Consider the following 19,175-nt stretch of genomic DNA (forward strand, 5'->3'; position numbering starts at 1 on the left):
TTCAATAAATGAAAAAGCACTCATTATTGAGAGTCCTGCAAAACGAATACAGTAACTGGAAAAAGCGCCTTTCGGGGCGTTTTTTGATATGATGAAAGAAAAATGCAAAGGAATTGGATAAATGTTAAAAGATCAATATCAAGAAACTCTTTCCTTTCATGCCGAGTTGTACAATTTAATACCAGAAGATCACCTATTAAAGAAAATCGATAAGGTGGTTGATTTTTCATTTATATATGACCTTACGAAGGAATCATATTGTATGTATTACGGACGACCAGCGACTGAACCAGAGTTACTACTTCGAATTCTTCTCATCCAGACCTTATATGATTTATCCGATGATCAAGTCATTCAAGATGCCAATTTACATTTAGCTTATAAGTGGTTTTTACGATTGAATCCCGAAAGTTCTTTACCCCATCCTACACAATTAAGTCGATTTCGAAACCATCGATTAGGAGCTAATCGTGTAGAGGAAGTATTGGAAGAACTCGTCAAGCAGTGCCAGGAAAAAGGGATCATCCAATCGAAAGCACTCATTTTAGATTCTACACATGCCCAAGCAAACGCAAGTAAGCGTTCGCCTCTACAAGTGCTAACAAAAGCAGCTTCAAGGCTCTCCAGAGCCGTTAAAAAACAACATACCAAACTACATAAAAAATTACCTAAAGCTCCAAAGCTTAATGATATTCCAGAGGAAGAACAAGCTAAAGAAATGCTTCGGTATTTAGCCCATTTAGGTGAACAAATCGAACAGGCTCTTCCAGATGCGGAAGGCGCGATAAAGGATAAGCTGGAGACCGCAAAGAGAATTGTCGAAGACGAAAGGCTTCTTTCGAAGAAAGGGATTCTGTCAGCAGTAGACCCGGATGCGCGTTTTGGATGGAAGTCTACTACAAAATCCTTTTATGGTTATAAGAATCATCTTGCGATGACCGAAGAAGAAATTATTACGGGTGTTCAGGTCACTCCAGGAAATGTAGATGACGGTAAGCAATTAAAAGAATTAGTGAACCAATCTAAAGCTGGTGGAATGGAAGTTAACGAAATTCTCGCTGATACGGCTTACTCATCTAAGCATAATTTATCCTACTTACAACAAAATTTAATCACAGCATCCATCCCACTCAATCCATCTGTTTATGGAGCACGAGAAGAGGACAACTTTCAATATGATAAAGAAAGAGATCAAGTGATTTGTCCAGCAGGACACCATAGTATTCGAAAAGCTCGAACGGGTAAAAAAGATACTGGAACAAACCAAATGAACACTTTTTATTTTGACGTTGATATATGTAAAGAATGTCCGTTAAAAGAAGGGTGTTATAAAGAGGGGAAAAAATCAAAAACATACTCCATTCGGATCATTTCTGAAGAACATCAACAACAAATGAAGTACTTAGACTCGGAAGAGTATCAAGAACGGAAAAAGGTACGTCCATCTATAGAGCATAAGAATGCGGAATTAAAAAGATTCCATGGGTTAACCAGGGCGAAATACCGTGGTTTATTAGGTATGAAAATACAAACCTATCTCTCGGTGTTCGCTGTAAACATTAAAAGAATGACAAAATTATTACCACAAAATGAGCTGGGAAATGTGTAATATCAGCCCATACTTCTTGAAACAATGTAAAAATCCACCAGAAAGTTAAGGTCAACTTTTCTAACTGGTGGATTTTTCTCTATTAAAGATTTTTTCGCCCTATTTTGCAGGACTCTCTTATTGGGTGCTTTTTTCCGTTATAATAAAGAAGAATGTGATAGGGGGAATGTATTGTGAAGGCTTTGATTGTCATTGATTATACGAATGATTTTGTAGCGGATGATGGACGATTGACTTGTGGTGAAGCAGGCCAGTCGATTGAAAACAGGATCACTGAATTGGCAAGATCCTTTGTAGAAGCTGACGAGTATGTCGTCTTTGCGGTGGATGTCCATGATGAAAATGATCCGAACCATCCGGAGAGTGCTTTGTTCCCGGCGCATAATATTCGCGGGACATCCGGCCGGTACCAGTATGGCATGCTTGGTGAATATTATGAAACAGTGAAGGACCAGGTTTATTGGATGGATAAAACGCGTTACAGTGCGTTTGCGGGTACGGATCTCGAGCTGAAACTCCGGGAACGTGGCATTCAGGAAGTCCATCTCGTCGGTGTCTGTACAGATATTTGTGTACTGCACACGGCTGTTGATGCTTATAATAAAGGATTCAACATCGTTGTTCACGAGGATGCTGTGCAGACATTCAATCCAGCCGGCCATGATTGGGCTCTTGAGCATTTTAAAACCACGTTAGGTGCTGAAGTGGTCAAAGCAGCCGCAGGTTCAAATGTCACAAAGTAATTTTGTAAGGGTAAAAGAAAAGCTGGCGATTGCACTAGAAGACTGGGAGCAGATGCAGAAGACGTCTGGGGATGAAGGGGCTGAGTGGGCAGAACGTTTTGAACGCCATTTTTACGAAATGATCGAGGCTTTGAAAAGCTGGTATCTTTCCCTTGAAGTTAAACCTGACAGCTATAAAGACTTGGAGTCCATGCCTGAAATGGAAGAAATTCAGGAACAGCTGCCAGGTCCCCTCCAATTGAATTTCCTCACTGAACTCGAAGACATCTATGACGGGATAGATAAAAAATCGTATGATTGATAGTGAAATCTGATCCTGGCTACGGCTGGGGATCAGATTTTTGTATGTAGGCCATTTATTCTCCAAACGGCTCATAAACCTCGAAATCGGCTCATAAATCTGGAAACCAGCTCATAAATCTCGTAATCCGCGGCAAATCTTATTCAAAGTCCCTGCAGATCATACCAACCGTAAGCGATTTCTTCGTGAAGTTGCCCTTCAATTTCCAATTGTGCCCGTCCTGCTTCTTTTCCGCCCATTTTTTCATAAAAATGCTTGGAATCATTCTTTTCCAATACCCAGATCAGCATCGAATCCCATTTCCGTACTTTAAATTCCTCGACCGCATGAACGATCAGCTCCCTTTCGATCCCTTTCCGCTGATATTCTTCAAGTATGTAGATGGCGTACACCTCCGCATCGAAAGGGAGATCTTCATTTCTGCTTTTCCCCGCACTCACAAATCCGACGACTCGTTCACCTTCAACCGCCACAAGTAGAATCGGATCAGGCTGTGCCAGATTACGGGTCCATTGCCCAACTTTCTGTTCTGTATCCAGCAAATCGAGGAACTCATCCGAGACGATCCCCCGATAAGTCGTCTTCCAACTTGCCACATGTACTTCAGCAATCTGTCTGATGTCCTTTTCCTCAGCTTTTTGTATCAATAATATCTCACCCTTCCTTGAGAATTCTGTACCAAAATATTGGGAATTGAATAACATATATCATCATGATAATCGCCCACGCCCGAATTGAAAAGAGGTTAAAGGATGTTTGATCCAATCAAGCCGGTGAAAGTGATCACCATCACAAGTGAAAAAGGACCGACGAAAGTGATGTATCCAAAAATTGTCGGGATGAAAGATAAGAAAGTCGAGGGACAGATCAATAAAGATATTCGCAAACTTGTCAATTCCTTAAAGGAAGAGGCGGAGGAACCAGATACAAGCGTCAACATTTCGTATACTATAAAAGTGAACCGTAAAGGCGTATTAAGTCTCATTATCCTTTTGGATTTCTATAAGGAACATGCAGCACACCCCATGCAAGTGCAAAAAGCTTTGACATTTTCTACACTGACTGGTCAAAATTTCACCTTTCCGGAATTATTCAATCCGACTAGTTACTATAAGACGAGATTGACCAGGTACGTCAGTGATCATATAAAAGCTGAGAAGATCCCGGTTTTCGATCAGCCTCCTAAAGTGACTGACAAACAAGAGTACTATTTGACGGACCAAACATTGGTTTTATTTTACCAGATCTATGACTATACCCCTTATGCCTATGGGTTCCTCGAAATCCCGATTCCGTTCGATACTGTGATGCAAATGCTTTCCAGAAACAGTCCGATCCGTCAACTGACCTCAAGATGAAAATCCAATTATGACTCATCATCTGGCCACATAACTCACATACTATGAAGCAGGCATGTGAAGGGAACAGAATATGATGGGTCTATATTTCACTCCTCTTTCCTACCCATCCCTCAGGTTGATAAGACTCTATTCGGGATACGATTTATAGATTTCAAGAAATATGATAAAATAGACGTTATGTACTAAATTTGAGGAAACTGTATTCCAATGGGAGTTAGGCGATGATTACATATTATCACTTGCAAATGACATTCATACCGTCCCTTGATGAAAGAGGGAAGTTTTTGATCTGGGTGACCCGACCGAACGGAGAACCGATTTCCATCAGTAAATCACGCTTGCAATGGCTTTTAGGTGAGTCGGGGATCTCTCATGTTTTTACAAGTGAACAAGAAGAAACCAAAATGCTCATGGTTGAATGGAATGATGAGTTTTACGAAGTCGAGGGTATGCTCGTTGATATGTGGCGGGTGTATTTATACATGCAGCAACCTGTTGCACACCGGACAGAAGGTTCCTTCTATTTCGGTGAAAGTTTCGTTTATTGGGAATCTGTCGCCAGGAGCATCGAGGCTCTTATCCGCGGTGGACAATACTATCCGACGATTTATGAAATCGGGAAGGAAAAGCGGCACTATGTGTATGCGCAATGGATGCTGTCTAGAAAAGTCCTGGAAGGCGGTGCGCTTTCAAATTGGCTAAAAGCTGCTTCTCCGCTCATTTTTTCATTCGAACATTTATCGACGTTTCCGATTCGTGAATGGCAGAATCTTATGCTCGACATTTGGTCCGACCAGATCTTGAAGCTCTTTGTTTCTTCAGGGGCGGAAATCGCACTCGACCAAGGAAAATCGGAGTTGATGCACCTTTGGGAGAAGGCGCTTTTGGATTCGAACGTGAGCTTTTTCCATATCATCGAGAAAAAAGATGAAGTACAAAAACTGCATGTTTTGATCCGGGAGGTCCGCAAGTGGCATTCTCCTTTAAGTGCCGATGCCTATCGACCGCTTGAAAAAGGGTTGTTGCAATTCAAACAGCAATTCATTCAAACCGGTTTCACCGCGACATCATTGGATATCGACTGTTTCCCTCTATCGGATGAGAACATGGCATCATGGGCGGTACGCATATTCGTCAAAGGGATCGACAAGGACAAAGCCATGCGCGTTCCATTGGACGATCCGAAGGTTGCACGTTCCCATATCAAAGGCTGGGTGGATGATCGCTTGAACTATCTCGTCCAGATGGATGATCACCTTTATAAATCCCAACGTCAATTAAGGGAGTATGGATCCACTGAAATCAGCCTTGATACCTTACGATCCCTGCATGGAAACTTGAGTGTATTGAAATCAATGGATATCAACTTGACCTTTCCTGCTGGTTGGTTTTTCCGTTCGCTCGAAAGTAAAGACGTCCAAGTCTCATTGAATGTGAAAAATAAAAGCGACCAAGGAATCGGTCTAAGCAGTCTGTTGGATTTCGATTGGCAAATTGCCATTGGAGATATCGAATTATCAGTGGAGGAGTTCAAAAGGCTTGTTCTCACTCAATCCTATATCATCCAAAAGGACGATACCTGGATCATGCTGCCGCAATCGAAAATCGAACAGATTTACGATGAAATTACTGAGCTGGAACCCCTTGTAAGGAATAAAAGTTCGTTTGCAACACTGGTCGGTGTAACATCTAACCAGAATGATTTCGACTCGGAGATCAACTTCCAGATCGATCGGGAGGTCCATGATTATCTAGAGCAATTTTTAGCGCCGACGGAGGAAAAGTATGAGGTGCCGGAAACATTCAATGGCATCCTAAGACCGTATCAGCAAAGAGGGTTCCAATGGCTCAGGTCACATCGGGACAGACGGATCGGAGTCTGTCTTGCAGATGATATGGGACTCGGTAAGACGATCCAAGCGATCTCCTATCTTTTGGATAGCGGGCAGAATGAAGGAATACACCTGATCATCTGCCCGACCTCGGTATTGGGGAATTGGAAGCAGGAATTCGAACGTTTTGCTCCGTCGTTGAATGTTTCACTCCATCATGGGGCAGACCGAGCGCAAGATGATCTGGCATTCCAACAGTTTTTATACGGCAAGGATGTCGTCATCACGAGCTATGCGCTAGTTTTGAGAGACTACGAACTCTTCCAGCCGATCGAATGGAACACAATGATCCTGGATGAAGCACAAATGATCAAAAACCCGACGACCAAACAAAGTAAGATTGTCCGCTCTTTAAAATCCGTTCATCGGATCGCCCTTACTGGAACTCCGATGGAAAACCGTTTGGAAGAACTCTGGTCGATTTGTGATTTTCTCAACCCAGGGTATTTAGGAAACCGATCATCCTTCAGCCAGCAATTCATCCGGCCGATCGAAAAGGAAGGTAATACAGAACGGGTCGAGGTGTTGAAACGCCTTATCCAACCGTTTTTATTGAGAAGGTCAAAAATGCAGGCTTCGATTGTGGAAGAACTTCCAGAAAAGACAGAAACCAAAATACACTGCCAGTTGACGAAGGAGCAAGCTTCCTTATATCAAACCGTAGTGGATCAGATCCGAGAAAAATTGCTTAACGCAACTGGGATGGAACGTCGCGGAACGATCCTTGGCGGTATTACGAGGCTTAAGCAGGTTTGTAACCACCCAGCATTATTGAGCTGGGAGGAACCGGATGCTTCACACTCCGGGAAAATCACGAAGTTTCTCGAAATTTTAAAAGAAGAAGTTAAAGACGGTGAAAAGGCTTTGGTATTTACCCAGTATGTGAAAATGGGGGAACTGCTTGAGAAAATTCTGGGGAAAGAGGATAAGGAAATCAAAGTGTTCTTTTTACACGGCGGTATTCCATCTCAGAAACGGGAGCAGCTTTTGAAGAAATTCAGAGATACACACCATAAATGTGTATTCATCCTATCTATCAAGGCCGGGGGAGTAGGCTTGAACCTGACTGAGGCCAACCATGTCATCCATCTCGATCGGTGGTGGAATCCAGCGGTTGAGAACCAGGCGACAGACCGGGCATATCGGATCGGACAGGAACAAAACGTACAGGTGTACAAAATGATCACCCAAGGAACGTTAGAAGAAGGTATTGACCGCCTGATCGATCGAAAGTCTGAGCTGACCTCCCAAATTGTGAATCATGAGGATCAATGGGTGACAGAAATGACCGATAACGAATTCATTGAACTGATCCAGCTGCGGGAGAAGGTGTTGAACTCATGACAAGACGTAATCGGATAACAGATAGTAAGCTCCATCATTGGCTCACTCAATTTACAGACGGGGTCGATTACGGAAGATTCCAACGTGGAATGAGCTTGTACAATGACCATCGCATCCATGGCTTTCAAGTTTTTCCTAACCATTTCGAATGTAAGGTAAATGGGATCCAGGCAGAGTATGAGGTTCGGTGCTATTTTGAGCTGGAGGATGGGGTTCCTCTCTTGGATGGATATGAAGTGACGTGCTCCTGTCCAGACGAAACGCCAATTTGCAAGCATGGTGTAGGAGCTACGATGTATTTTGTCCTTGATCAGTTGAGCAGCAATGAAGACCGATCCGGACAACAAGCTCATGCTGCCCGTGGACAATTGATTGAAGAGCCCCTACAGGAGTTGACAGGGAACATCCAGAGAGCTCATGATTCACTGCTAACCCTTCCTGATAAAAGAGAGAGCAGGATCATCAAGAATAAAATGTTCATTGAAAAAGCGCACGGGCGCATCTTGGACGTTATGGAAGAACTTCGAAAAAGAAATACTGAATGATGACATGCAAAAAGGGCTGACCCATAAGTGTCTGAGTCTCTCCGTACTTAACAACATTTTGAGAAAACGTGTTTTGATGCAAAATGTTGTGTTGGAGGTGTCTGACATTTTTCTTTTGGGTCAACCTTTTGCATGTTTTCAATTAAGCAGATTGACTGTGAAAGGCTTGATGGTCGATTTCATAATAGGCTCGGTTATACGTAAACACTTGTTCACCTAGTACTGTAACGATGCGGTCACTCGTAATCCTTATAATTCTGCCTTCAACTGGGAGCTTTCTCATAGAAATCCACTCTCCTCTCAAATTTAGGAAAAAATAAAGACTCTATATCCTATACCCCCTTTTTTTGAAAATAACACTTTTCGGTTAAAAATTTAGAAATTTCTAAATATATTTTCAGGGCAATAAGGAGAGAACCCAATAATTACAAATACAGTATGGTTCTATGTTATATTTTTAAATAGTAGGAAGAAGAACCTATGAAAGGAGTTTTCACACTATGAACCTGCGCGGTATAGAACCAACACCAAGTCCGAATACGATGAAACTGATTGTAGATAAAGCTTTACCGAGCGGTAAAAACATGAACTTCAAAGCAGATCAGAAAGAAGAGGCACCTGAACCTCTTGACCAGTTGCTCGCGCTAGAAGGGGTGAAGGGATTATATTATGTTGCAGATTTCATTGCACTAGAACGGAATCCGAAACATGATTGGAAAGTGATATTGCCGAAAGCTCGTCAAGTTTTCGGTGAAGAAGCTGATGTAGCTGAAGAAAATGATGAAAACGAGCACGATGAAGATTTTGATGAAGTGAAGGTGTTCATTCAAAAGTTCCGTGGAATTCCTATGCAGATCAAGTTGATCAAAGGGGAGACCGAGGAAAGAGTCGGACTACCAGAACGATTCATGACAATCGCGATGGAAGCTCAATCTTCCTCAGACAATCTCGTAATGGAGCGCCAATGGGTAGAACAGAGCGCCCGTTATGGTGATATGGAAGCAGTCGGAAAGGAAGTGGCAGAAGAGATAAATGCCGCGTATGACAAAGAACGTTTGAAACGGTTGAAGGAGCAAGCCTTTGAACAGAATAAGACTTCAGATATTCATCATAAGAAGGAATCTTACAAAGTGACGATGAAAATGATGGAGCAACCGGATTGGAAGGATCGTTATGCGGCTTTGGACCAAATGGATCCGACAGAAGAGGATCTTCCAGTACTGGCAAAAGCCCTGGAGGATGAGAAAACCTCGATTCGACGTCTTGCCACCGTATATCTCGGGATGATTGAAGATCAAAAAGTGCTTCCATATTTGACGAAGGCACTACAGGATAAAACCGTAACTGTTCGACGTACGGCTGGCGATTGCATGTCAGACCTAGGGTTCGAAGAGGCGATCCCAGTCATGATCGAATCGTTGAAGGATAAGAACAAACTTGTACGTTGGCGTGCAGCCATGTTCTTGTACGAAGTCGGGGATGAATCTGCAATACCAGCATTGAAAGAGGCCAAAGACGACCCTGAATTCGAGGTTGCGATGCAAGTGAATATAGCGCTTGAACGGATTGAAGGCGGAGAAGAGGCGAAGGGCTCTGTCTGGAAGCAAATGACGGATACGTTACAAGGGAAGAAATAAATAGAGGATTGATCCGCATTGATGTTTCGAAACACACGTGATAAAGTTAAAATCAAATGATCAAAAATGGAGGTATGTTCCATGTCAATGGCATATGAAGAATATATGAGACAATTAGTACAACCGATGAGAGATGAATTGACAGAAGCGGGATTCAATGAGTTACGGACACCTGAAGAAGTCGATGAATATATGGAAAGCGCTGAAGGAACGACACTGGTCATGATCAATTCTGTTTGTGGATGTGCAGCTGGACTAGCGCGCCCCGCAGTGCGCCAGGCAATCGAAAATGAAAACCGTCCAGATCATCTTGTAACCGTATTTGCTGGCCAAGATAAAGTTGCAACCTCTGTTATGAGATCCTATTTCTTGGATATCGAACCTTCTTCACCATCAATTGCACTATTGAAAGGGAAGGAAGTCGTCCACTTCATCCCTCGTGAGGAAATTGAAGACCACGAGCCATCTGACATCGTGACAAATCTTGTAAATGCATTTGAAACGCATTGTAAATAACACGAAAAAACCTACCACTTTTTAGAGAGGCCACTGAAAAAGTCCAATATTCTAAATATCAGCCTATCTTTTTTCCATTATCGGAAGAAAGATGGGCTGATTTCCTTTACCTATTGAAAAAAACATCATTCAATCCAAATCAATCATTGTGGACGCCACTCATACGAAAGCGAAGTACAATCAACTGACACCGCAAGAAATACTCCGTAATCGATCCAAAAAGGTTCGAAAAGAGATCTATTCGATTGATGAATCCATGAAAGAAAAGTTCCCGAAAAAGCCCCAAGCGGATACAATTGAAGCCGAAATCGATTATACTCAAAAGCTTGTTGAGGTAATCGACAAAGAACCCACGTTGAAAGAATACCCCAGAGTGAAAGAACCTCTGAACCTCTTAAAGGAAACTGTGGAGGATGACATCGAGTTCCTTGAACACTCCGAGGACCCTGACGCCCGTGTGTTGGCCACAAATCAGCGGACTCCTCATTCTTTGGGTATAAGACCCACCTGGCGATGAGTGAAGAGCGCATTATTACCGCAGCGACAGTTACAACAGGAGAAAAAAATGATGGGAAACAACTCGAAACCTTGATTCAAAAAAGTAAAGAATGTGGTATGGACATCGACACCATTATTGGGGACACTGCTTATTCCGAGAAGGACAACCTGAAATATATTTCTGATCACCAGATAAAATGAGTGGCGAAACTGAACCCCACCGTTTCTCATGGAAACCGTAAAGAAGAGGATGAATTCGAGTTCAATAAGGACGCAGGTATGTATGTGTGTCCCGTAGGTCATATGGCGATTCGAAAAGCGAAACAAGGAAAGAAAAACCAGAGTAAGAACCAGAAGATGACGTATTATTTTGATGTGGAAAAGTGTAAACGATGCTCATTAAGAGACGGTTGTTATACACCGGGGGCGAAAACGAAAACGTATTCCGTAAGTATAAAATCGGCAGAACATACGAACCAACTTGAATACCAAAATAGTGAGGAGTTTAAAGAAAAGGCTAAGCAGCGATATAAGATCGAGGCAAAGAATAGTGAATTAAAGCATAGACACGGATATGAGGTAGCCTCATCTTCGGGTCTTGAAGGTATGCATATACAAGGTGCGATGGCAATCTTCGCTGTTAATTTAAAAAGAATCCAAAAGCTGATGAAATAAAAAGGGGCAAGATATTCCGTCTCGTTTCAAAAAAACAGCTGTTTCGGTGAAAAATGAATCCGAAACAGCTGTTTTTCGTGAGAAACCAAGTGAAATTTTTAAAAACAGACAGTTCTTCAGTGGCCTCCTGTTTAGATGGTAGGTTTTTTGAGTGGATCGGAAATTTTATAGGACATTTATTCCTTTATTTGTGACAAATAAGGGTGATTCAAGAAATTAGAGGACATCTATTCCGTTATCCGTGTCTAGAAAGGTCCTTTTTGATGGTTTTGGAAGGATTAATGTCTCTGGTCCTCTAATTTCATCGGTCACCTCTTTTCCTTGGAATTCGGTCCTGTTAGGTTTATTCTAATGATTTTTGCTTGTTCTTCTGATATCCCGGCAGCCACCAATTCCAATGGCCCATCAGTTTCATGAGCGAAGGGACGAGTACCATACGGACGAGCGTTGCATCGATCAAGATGGCGAGCGCAATCGAAACGCCCATTTGTTTCACCGGTACGACACCGGTAAATGCGAAGGCGCCAGTGACGACGATCATGATCAATGCTGCTGAAGTGATGATTTTGCTGGTAGATGTGAGCCCCATCAATGTAGCGTAATCATTATCCTTCGATTCTTGATAATACTCCTGAATTCTTGAAATCAGGAAGACTTCGTAATCCATGCTTAGACCGAAGACAATTCCGAACGTGAAGACAGGGATCATTAAACCGATCCCGTCTGACGGGTTGACGAAATGGCCTTCTTGGAAAATCCAGACGACCAAACCAAACGTTGCGCATAAGCTGATGACGTTCATCACGATCGCTTTCAATGGTATGAAAAGTGAACGGAATGCAACGAGTAGGATGAAGTAGGTTGAAATCAAAACGAATCCTACAGCATAAGGAGCTTTGTCATAGATTTCATCGAAGATCTCTTGCGTGAATTTACTGTTGCCGCCGAGTATCAGTTCGAACTCCTCGTAATCACCGTTCCATTCTCTTACCCAATCCTGTGCTTCCGTCGAGGTCGTATCTACATTGAGATAAGCCCGGACGATGGCTTTATCTTTTTGAAGAAATGCTTCTTTCGCTTTTTGCAGTCCTTCAGGTACGTTGTCCTGCTCGAGAGCATGTTTTAACTGTTCTGCCTTTAATTCAGTTTCTGAAAAAATCGATTCGACCCGCTTGACGATCTCTTCTTTTTCAAGCCTTTCTGTTAACGATTCAAGGTCATTGAACTGATTGGTAGAAAGAATGTCCCTATCTGCATCTACAATCATGGTAACCGGGTACAACTGCTGTTCACCGAATGTATCCTTGAATGTTTCAAATGCTTGCCTGGATTCATAGGATTCCGGAAGCGCTTCTGCTTCAGGTATTGTCAGCCTAAGATCCGCCAATGGCACGATTGCTGCAGCAAGTAAGATCAATGCAAGAAAGAACATCGAGACAGGCCTTCGCATCACCAATTTTGCGAAGCGGTACCAAGTGCTTTTTTGTTTGTCTTTTTCTTTTAAAACCATCCATTTGTTGATGTTCGATCCTAACAGCCCTAAAACGGCTGGCAGGAAGGTCAGGGCACATATGACAGATAGGGTCACGACCATCATTCCCCCGATTGCCACAGTCCGGAAAATATTGATATCGATGAAAAGCATGGAAGATAATCCAAGGAATACACATAAACCAGAAAAGGCGATCGACCGTCCGGCGGTTTGGATGGATGTGCTGATTGCAGCTTCCACTGAGCCTTTTTTGATTTCTTCTCGGAAACGGTTCACGAGCAAGAGTGCAAAATCGATCCCTAATGCCAACCCGATCATCGGGACGACGTTCAATAAGAAGATTGACATATCCAAATCCAAGGCGAGAAAATAGAGGAGCCCCATGGCACTGATGACGCTGAATATCCCGATCAATAAAGGGATCAATGCAGCGACAACACCCCCAAACGCAAAAAGAAGAATGACTAATGCGGCAGGAATTCCGATCGCTTCAGCTCTCTTCAAATCATTTTGACTCGCTTTGTTCATGTCTTCCGAAATGACTGGACCACCAGTCAGACTTGCCTTGAAATTTTCATTTTTTTCAAGACGATCACGGATTTGGTCAACAGAATCCTTCAAGTCATTAAAACCTTGATCGAAGCCGAGCAGGATATATGCTATGTTATCTTTAGACATGTTTGCATTATCCAGAGGTGAAGTGATGCGTGAAAGATGCTCAACATCATCTAAATCATCAATGGTGTCTTGAACGAAAGATTGGAATTCTTCAGATTGCATATCATGGCTTGAAGATTCAATTACAATCGTCATTGTAGATTTTGGTTGGTTGAACCCTTCTTTTAATATCGTTTGGGCTTTATTAAAGGCGCCATCTGTTTCAAAGCCGCTGCCGTGAAGGATCGATGGCAGCTTGAATGCGAATACGCCTAACGTTATGGTAAACAGGATCCATAAAAAAAGAACAGATTTTTTGTAACGGTAGATCAATACAGCAAAATTATGTAAGAATGAATTTTTCATAGTTTCCTCCAAATCTTTCCTGTTTCACATGGTATTATTATACACCTGAATGATTGTGGAAGACATCATTTCGAGAGATCGTTTGAAATAGAAAAAATCTGGCTGAACAGGTTCAACCAGACTGACTGAATATATAGTTCCAGAATGAACTACATACGAAAAGACAAACTCATAGATGAGTCATTTAAATGTAGGCAATGAGCTCGACAGTATTTATTCTGGATTAGCAGTCTTTACCTTTTCCCCCGTGATGAAAAGCTGCTGCCCCGACAATGATTAGTAAGATGAACAACACAACAATGATCGCGAATGTGTTACCGTGACCGTAATCGCATCCGTATCCATATCCTCCATGGTGGTAATGCCCGTGGTGCATTGGATAGCAATGATCATGTTCCATGTAATGAGGTACTTCCATATGCATCTCTTTTTTATGAGGCATATACTTTTTCATTTTTTCCAACAGTGTTCCCCTCCAATGTTTGGTGTTATCTGGTCTGCTATACTTACAAAATATGTACAAATGCCTCAACTGTAACGGGTACAGGAGTGGAATTTTTGTGTACAAACCCATATTTGGAGGAGTCTGCAATGATAATAACGACAGGTGGAAAAGCAAGATCAGCGTTGATACAGCGAGCGAAAGAACTAGGTGAGTTGCTTGGAATCAAGTATGTGGAGCGGAGGGATCGCTCCATTGAAAATTTGATGGCTGAGGAGAGCAAGGGGGTCATCGTTGTTCAAAAAGAAAGAATCCTTTATTATGACCCTGAAATTGAAGGTCCTGTGTTCTTTCATCCGAATTCAGCGATATTTCGGATTAAGAGATTGAAAAGGGGTGAAGAGGACCCTTTCATTCGAAATGCCGGTTTGGAAAAAGGAATGACGTTACTCGACTGTACACTGGGCTGGGCATCTGATAGTATCGTGGCTCAATATGTTGTTGGAAATCAGGGAAGAGTCGTCGGTATTGAAGGGAGCCCGACGATTGCCTTATTGACAAAACTTGGATTAGAAGTTTATCAGGACAAGGATCCGGAAATCGAAGCAGCCATGAGGAACGTGGAAGTACACGAGGGAGACCATTTCGAATTTTTGAAAGGATTGGAAGATAATTCTTTTGATGTCGTCTATTTCGATCCGATGTTTGAAGAGAAAATCCTTAATTCAGATGGTATCAAGCCGCTGAAGCATTATGCTTTGTATCGATCGATAACAGATTCATTGATCGAAGAAGCGAAAAGAGTCGCCGAACGCCGTGTCGTCCTGAAAGACCACTGGAAAAGTGATCGTTTTACACAATTCGGATTTGACGTTGAAATCCGGAAAACATCTAAATTCCACTTCGGAGTCACTGTACCAGGCACCTTTCAGGAACATTGATATGGCGGGCTTGAATTTAGGTGCCTGGTACAGTGAGTTTAATTGCCATATCAAAAACGACAAATTATTCTGTTTACTTTTGTAAAGGTTTTCTCTATACTTGTTTTGGAATCGTTAAAATATGAAAGGAGTGGGTATCTATGACAATCGTACAATGTAAAGCAATCCAGCAACAACCGAAGGTTTTTTATGATGGATACCGCCTCGCTTCATGAATGACGGGATTTGATTCTTGATTTTGTATTCAGAGCTGTGGGAAGTATTCCTGCGGCTTTTTTTAATGCGATGAAAATAGTAAAAAAGTACTGGGGAGTTGGGGAAGATATGAAAGAAACATGGAGGGCTTATCGGGAAATGGATCGCAATGTTTGGATCCGATTCATCGGTGAGTCGATCAATGGAATCGCTTTTATGATGTTATTGCCGTTTTTGGCGTTATATTTGAAGGATCGTGTCGATCATATTTGGGAAGTTGGAATTGTCATGGGGGTGTCCCCGCTCGCTTCTGTTATCGGGACAATGATTGGAGGACGACTGGCGGATATCTACGGCCGTAAACCTGTCATGGTTGGTTCGATGGCTGGAAATGCAGTAGTCATGCTCGGGTTCGTATGGCTGGATGATTTTTGGTCGTTCGTCATCCTATCCCTGTTCTTAGGGTTCTTCAATTCCTTGTTCCATCCAGCAGCGTCTGCGATGGTTGCTGATGTGACGGCACCTGATAAAAGGACAGAGGCGTTCGGGCTTCTAAGGATGGGGCACAATATCGGTGCTGCGATCGGCCCGTTGCTTGGGGCATCTGTCGTTATTTTTTCGAAAGCTGTCATTTTCATGATTTCAGCGGGTAGCATGTTTTTCTACGCCATGATCGTTTTGATCTGGATCAAAGAAAGCTTACCGAAAAAAGAAAAATCAAAATCAGTTGAAAAGGAAGAAGAGGAAAAGCTGCCCAGTCCGTTCAAGGTCATTTTACAGGATAAATTATTGTTCGTCTTCATCATCACCGGAGTAGTCATATCAATGTCCTTTACTCAAACGGAAGGGATGCTTCCTTTACACTTCGACCAGACGTTATCGAATTTGACTGATGCTCAAAATCCATATACGTACATGCTTGCGTTCAATGGATTACTCGTCGTTCTGTTTCAGTTTCCGATCTCACGTTGGGCAGGAAACAGAGCAATTGGAAGAGTGATGTTATATGGATGTATACTCTTCGGCTTCGGTCTATTGGCTGTCGGATGGCTTCCACAAGCATTCTACGTCCTTAATGCCAACTATCTGACCGTAATGATTGTGTTCCTTGCGATTTATGGAATCTATACCCTTGGTGAAATGCTTATGTCTCCAGTACAGATGACCTTTGTCGCGAATCTTGCACCTGAAAATCTGCGCGGAACATATATGGGAGCAGCTGGCCTCCAATGGATTCTAGGAGGTGTGACAGGACCTTTGATCGGTGGAATTTTACTCGAGCAGAAGCTTGGGAACGTGTTATTTACGATTTTAGGGATCGGATGTGTCATAGCCGGGATTGTCTATCTATCCCTTGATCGCTGGGTTGAGAACCGTCATATGGCAGAGAATAGTATACAACCGGAAATTTCATCAGCTAAATAATCCATTGTCAGTCACATTCCTATGATAAAATAAAAATAGAAAATTCAAAAACCCTTACTCACCAACATGAGTAGGGGTTTCCTATTCGCTTTAATACATGGAGGTGTGGGATGAAAATCATTGATGCTCATATGCATTTGTCGAAAATTGAAAGTTTCCATAAAACCGCGGTTGAACTTTCAGGGGTGGATTATTCATTTGAAGGGATAAAGAAAGAGTATCAAGAGGCGGGGGTATCTATTGGAATCGGCATGGGATTGACGGAAGCCAAGGTGAACGGCTTTCCAGATGAGCATGCAACAACTCCGATGGGCCTTGATCTCGCTGAACATACTCCCTCGATCGTCTATTGTGCTGGAATCAACCCTCACCAGTTAGATGAACATGTGATGGAACGCCTCCGAACTGAGGTTCAGAAGCCGGAAGTCGTCGGTTTGAAAATCTATTTAGGCTATTATCCGTTCTATGCTTATGATGAGGTATACGAGCCAATTTACGCATTGGCAAAAGAATTCAACATGCCTGTCGTATTCCATACAGGAGATACTTATTCGGAAAGAGGTCTCTTAAAATACGCTCATCCGCTTACATTAGATGAAGCAGCCGTCAAACACCGTGAAATCAATTTCGTGATGGCCCATTTCGGTGATCCGTGGACACTCGACGGTGCTGAAGTGGTTTATAAAAATCGGAATGTATTCGCTGATCTATCGGGACTGGTCGTCGGGAATGCAGAAGACATCAAGCGAAACAAGGAATCACCGAGATTTTTCAATCATCTATTACATGCATTGACGTTCACCGATGACTACAGCAAATTCCTGTTCGGGACCGATTGGCCGCTCGTTCCAGTGACACCTTATGTTGATTTCATCAAGAGCATCATTCCGAAAAAGCATCATGAAGACGTTTTTTACAACACTGCACTTAATGTATTTCCAAAATTGAAGCCATTCATATAAAAAGCTGTTTTAAAAGTTAATTGGCGTCATATGCGAAATTCACTCCCTTTCCGCGGGCTTAAGAAAAGCGGAAGCGACCACGCTTAGTCACGTAGGTCACTGGAAGACTGACGAGGAGGCTCGAACCAAACAAAGTTCGGTTCTGCGTGGGCTCACACATAAGATGTTAAATCAGTGTGTTGCCGCCGCAGGAATTCTGAAGTAATCCAAGTAACTGGTCGCTGAGCTAGACATTACTTCTCTGAATTAGGCTAATTCCGTAAGCCTCCTCACTTGCACAGGATGTCAAGGTCCTTTTAAAGTGCGGGGTCTTGCCTGGCTCGCTTTTCCCGTAGGGGTGTCGCTAATTTCGCTTTTTTACCTTTAAAACCAACATTAATATTTAACCAAGCTATATAAAAAGGGAGAGGATCAAAGTGATCGATTTACGCAGTGATACAATCACAAAGCCGACTGAAGAAATGAGAAAAGCGATGTATGTAGCTGAGGTCGGTGACGATGTGTACGGTGAAGATCCACTCGTACAAAAATTAGAAGATAAAGCGGCAGAGATTTTAGGAAAAGAAGCGTCCCTATTTGTGACAAGTGGGACGCAAGGGAACCAGATCGCCGTTCTCACTCACTGTCAACCAGGAAACGAAGTATTGTTGGAAGAAGACGCCCATATTTTTTATTACGAGGGCGGTGCGATATCAGCTTTCGGTGGTGTTCAGACTCGTACAATCAAAGGTAATAGAGGCGCAATCAATCCTAATGATTTAAGAACCGCGATCCGTGGTGAGGATGTGCATTTTCCTGAAACGGGAATGATTTGTCTTGAAAATACCCATAACCGGGCAGGTGGGGCCATTGTCCCGATTGAAAACATGCGGGAAGTGTATCAAGTGGCCCAGGAACATAACATACCAGTCCATCTTGATGGTGCCAGGTTGTTCAATGCTTCAGCTGAACTTGGTGTTCCAGTGACAGCATTTACAGAGCATACGACCACTGTACAAATCTGCCTTTCAAAAGGACTTGGTGCACCAATCGGATCGATCATCGCCGGGAGTGATTCGTTCATAAAACGTGCCCGTAAATGGCGAAAAAGGCTTGGAGGCGGGTTGCGTCAAGTGGGTGTTGTTGCTGCGCCAGGTCTGATTGCACTCACGAAAATGGCCGATCGTTTGAAGGAAGACCATGTGCGTGCGAGACGACTTGCAGAAGGGCTCCGCAATATCCCTGATCTCAAAATCAACAATAGGGTTGATACGAACATTGTCGTCGTTGATATAGAAGCGACAGGAAAATCTGCTAATGAAATTTTAGCTCTGCTTAAAAACAACGGAATCCTTGCTGTACCATTTGGGCCGACGACAATTCGATTGACGACCCACCACCATATAACAGATGAAAATATCAATCAAACCCTGAACACGTTCCAAAAGCTTTTTGACACTGTGAAAAAATAAACCTATTCCCCAGTTACAGCAAATTCCATTAAAATTCACTTGCCAAACGACAGTCCGATTTGCTAATATATAACGTTGTAACTGGTGTTGTACCTGCAATACAATATCAAAGGAATAGGTGAT

The 19,175-nt window shown here is 42.7% G+C and carries 16 protein-coding genes and 1 pseudogene; 13 read left to right on the forward strand and 4 right to left on the reverse strand.

Translation table 11 applies throughout. The features are described from left to right. Positions 1 to 121: 121 nt before the first annotated feature. From ACJROX_RS15890 to ACJROX_RS15900, 3 genes are all read left to right on the forward strand, one after another. Positions 122 to 1,609, forward strand: a complete 1,488-nt coding sequence (locus ACJROX_RS15890) for an IS1182 family transposase (protein WP_408006191.1) — start codon at positions 122 to 124, stop codon at positions 1,607 to 1,609. Positions 1,610 to 1,782: 173 nt separating this feature from the next. Beyond that, positions 1,783 to 2,352 (forward strand): cysteine hydrolase family protein, encoded by a 570-nt coding sequence (locus ACJROX_RS15895; RefSeq protein ID WP_408006192.1) that lies wholly within the window; start codon positions 1,783 to 1,785, stop codon positions 2,350 to 2,352. After that, positions 2,339 to 2,653 carry a hypothetical protein gene (locus ACJROX_RS15900; protein WP_408006193.1) on the forward strand — a complete coding sequence of 105 codons (315 nt, stop codon included), beginning with the start codon at positions 2,339 to 2,341 and terminating at the stop codon, positions 2,651 to 2,653. Before ACJROX_RS15895 ends, ACJROX_RS15900 begins: the two co-directional genes overlap by 14 nt. A gap of 143 nt (positions 2,654 to 2,796) precedes the next feature. On the opposite strand, the gene ACJROX_RS15905 is transcribed toward ACJROX_RS15900, so the two are convergent. Next, positions 2,797 to 3,300, reverse strand: coding sequence for an N-acetyltransferase family protein (locus tag ACJROX_RS15905; protein ID WP_408006194.1), 504 nt, complete (start codon positions 3,298 to 3,300; stop codon positions 2,797 to 2,799). Positions 3,301 to 3,405: 105 nt separating this feature from the next. On the opposite strand from ACJROX_RS15905, the gene ACJROX_RS15910 reads away from it, so the two are divergent. The 3 genes from ACJROX_RS15910 to ACJROX_RS15920 all read left to right on the forward strand — a co-directional run bounded on the left by ACJROX_RS15910 (position 3,406) and on the right by ACJROX_RS15920 (position 7,795). Beyond that, positions 3,406 to 4,011: a DUF3298 domain-containing protein gene (locus ACJROX_RS15910; RefSeq protein ID WP_408006195.1), complete on the forward strand. Its 606-nt coding sequence runs from the start codon at positions 3,406 to 3,408 to the stop codon at positions 4,009 to 4,011. A 224-nt stretch (positions 4,012 to 4,235) separates the two neighbouring features. After that, a complete protein-coding gene (locus ACJROX_RS15915; protein ID WP_408006196.1) occupies positions 4,236 to 7,250 on the forward strand; it encodes an SNF2-related protein in 3,015 nt (1,004 codons plus the stop codon). Beyond that, the gene (locus tag ACJROX_RS15920) at positions 7,247 to 7,795 is read left to right on the forward strand and encodes an SWIM zinc finger domain-containing protein (RefSeq protein WP_408006197.1); all 549 of its coding nucleotides are present in this window, start codon (positions 7,247 to 7,249) and stop codon (positions 7,793 to 7,795) included. Before ACJROX_RS15915 ends, ACJROX_RS15920 begins: the two co-directional genes overlap by 4 nt. 142 nt (positions 7,796 to 7,937) lie before the next feature. Here ACJROX_RS15920 and ACJROX_RS15925 read toward each other — a convergent pair whose 3' ends face one another. Further along, complete coding sequence (locus ACJROX_RS15925) at positions 7,938 to 8,078, reverse strand: hypothetical protein (protein WP_408006198.1); 141 nt, start codon at positions 8,076 to 8,078, stop codon at positions 7,938 to 7,940. Positions 8,079 to 8,295: 217 nt separating this feature from the next. Between ACJROX_RS15925 and ACJROX_RS15930 the strand changes: the two genes are divergently transcribed. The 3 genes and pseudogenes from ACJROX_RS15930 to ACJROX_RS15940 all read left to right on the forward strand — a co-directional run. Further along, positions 8,296 to 9,432: a conserved virulence factor C family protein gene (locus ACJROX_RS15930; RefSeq protein ID WP_408006199.1), complete on the forward strand. Its 1,137-nt coding sequence runs from the start codon at positions 8,296 to 8,298 to the stop codon at positions 9,430 to 9,432. Between the two features lie 81 nt (positions 9,433 to 9,513). Beyond that, positions 9,514 to 9,948, forward strand: coding sequence for a BrxA/BrxB family bacilliredoxin (locus ACJROX_RS15935; RefSeq protein WP_408006200.1), 435 nt, complete (start codon positions 9,514 to 9,516; stop codon positions 9,946 to 9,948). A 106-nt stretch (positions 9,949 to 10,054) separates the two neighbouring features. Beyond that, positions 10,055 to 11,121: pseudogene (locus ACJROX_RS15940) on the forward strand (transposase); the annotation flags it as partial. 343 nt (positions 11,122 to 11,464) lie between these two features. Here ACJROX_RS15940 and ACJROX_RS15945 read toward each other — a convergent pair. Together ACJROX_RS15945 and ACJROX_RS15950 are read right to left on the reverse strand one after the other, a co-directional pair. Then, positions 11,465 to 13,636, reverse strand: a complete 2,172-nt coding sequence (locus tag ACJROX_RS15945) for an MMPL family transporter (RefSeq protein ID WP_408006201.1) — start codon at positions 13,634 to 13,636, stop codon at positions 11,465 to 11,467. A gap of 223 nt (positions 13,637 to 13,859) precedes the next feature. Continuing rightward, positions 13,860 to 14,012 (reverse strand): YjcZ family sporulation protein, encoded by a 153-nt coding sequence (locus ACJROX_RS15950; RefSeq protein ID WP_408011680.1) that lies wholly within the window; start codon positions 14,010 to 14,012, stop codon positions 13,860 to 13,862. 215 nt (positions 14,013 to 14,227) lie between these two features. Here ACJROX_RS15950 and ACJROX_RS15955 point away from each other — a divergent pair, with 215 nt between their 5' ends. The 4 genes from ACJROX_RS15955 to ACJROX_RS15970 all read left to right on the forward strand — a co-directional run bounded on the left by ACJROX_RS15955 (position 14,228) and on the right by ACJROX_RS15970 (position 19,052). Continuing rightward, the gene (locus ACJROX_RS15955; RefSeq protein WP_408006202.1) at positions 14,228 to 15,019 is read left to right on the forward strand and encodes a class I SAM-dependent methyltransferase; all 792 of its coding nucleotides are present in this window, start codon (positions 14,228 to 14,230) and stop codon (positions 15,017 to 15,019) included. 324 nt (positions 15,020 to 15,343) lie between these two features. Next, positions 15,344 to 16,639 (forward strand): MDR family MFS transporter, encoded by a 1,296-nt coding sequence (locus tag ACJROX_RS15960; protein ID WP_408011681.1) that lies wholly within the window; start codon positions 15,344 to 15,346, stop codon positions 16,637 to 16,639. Between the two features lie 110 nt (positions 16,640 to 16,749). Beyond that, a complete protein-coding gene (locus tag ACJROX_RS15965; RefSeq protein WP_408006203.1) occupies positions 16,750 to 17,601 on the forward strand; it encodes an amidohydrolase family protein in 852 nt (283 codons plus the stop codon). Between the two features lie 416 nt (positions 17,602 to 18,017). Next, complete coding sequence (locus ACJROX_RS15970) at positions 18,018 to 19,052, forward strand: threonine aldolase family protein (RefSeq protein WP_408006204.1); 1,035 nt, start codon at positions 18,018 to 18,020, stop codon at positions 19,050 to 19,052. Positions 19,053 to 19,175: the final 123 nt, after the last annotated feature.

It is taken from the genome of Pseudalkalibacillus sp. A8 (assembly GCF_045920555.1).
Classification (GTDB): Bacteria; Bacillota; Bacilli; order Bacillales; family Fictibacillaceae; genus Pseudalkalibacillus.

Bases quoted from the DNA above. Each gene is read 5' to 3' on its own strand.
- ACJROX_RS15955 (WP_408006202.1), top strand. From the start codon at position 14,228: ATGATAATAACGACAGGTGGAAAAGCAAGATCAGCGTTGATACAGCGA.
- ACJROX_RS15930 (WP_408006199.1), top strand. From the start codon at position 8,296: ATGAACCTGCGCGGTATAGAACCAACACCAAGTCCGAATACGATGAAA.
- ACJROX_RS15960 (WP_408011681.1), top strand. From the start codon at position 15,344: ATGAAAGAAACATGGAGGGCTTATCGGGAAATGGATCGCAATGTTTGG.
- ACJROX_RS15950 (WP_408011680.1), bottom strand. From the start codon at position 14,012: ATGCACCACGGGCATTACCACCATGGAGGATATGGATACGGATGCGAT.
- ACJROX_RS15910 (WP_408006195.1), top strand. From the start codon at position 3,406: ATGTTTGATCCAATCAAGCCGGTGAAAGTGATCACCATCACAAGTGAA.
- ACJROX_RS15890 (WP_408006191.1), top strand. From the start codon at position 122: ATGTTAAAAGATCAATATCAAGAAACTCTTTCCTTTCATGCCGAGTTG.
- ACJROX_RS15945 (WP_408006201.1), bottom strand. From the start codon at position 13,636: ATGAAAAATTCATTCTTACATAATTTTGCTGTATTGATCTACCGTTAC.
- ACJROX_RS15915 (WP_408006196.1), top strand. From the start codon at position 4,236: ATGATTACATATTATCACTTGCAAATGACATTCATACCGTCCCTTGAT.
- ACJROX_RS15900 (WP_408006193.1), top strand. From the start codon at position 2,339: ATGTCACAAAGTAATTTTGTAAGGGTAAAAGAAAAGCTGGCGATTGCA.
- ACJROX_RS15925 (WP_408006198.1), bottom strand. From the start codon at position 8,078: ATGAGAAAGCTCCCAGTTGAAGGCAGAATTATAAGGATTACGAGTGAC.
- ACJROX_RS15920 (WP_408006197.1), top strand. From the start codon at position 7,247: ATGACAAGACGTAATCGGATAACAGATAGTAAGCTCCATCATTGGCTC.
- ACJROX_RS15935 (WP_408006200.1), top strand. From the start codon at position 9,514: ATGTCAATGGCATATGAAGAATATATGAGACAATTAGTACAACCGATG.
- ACJROX_RS15965 (WP_408006203.1), top strand. From the start codon at position 16,750: ATGAAAATCATTGATGCTCATATGCATTTGTCGAAAATTGAAAGTTTC.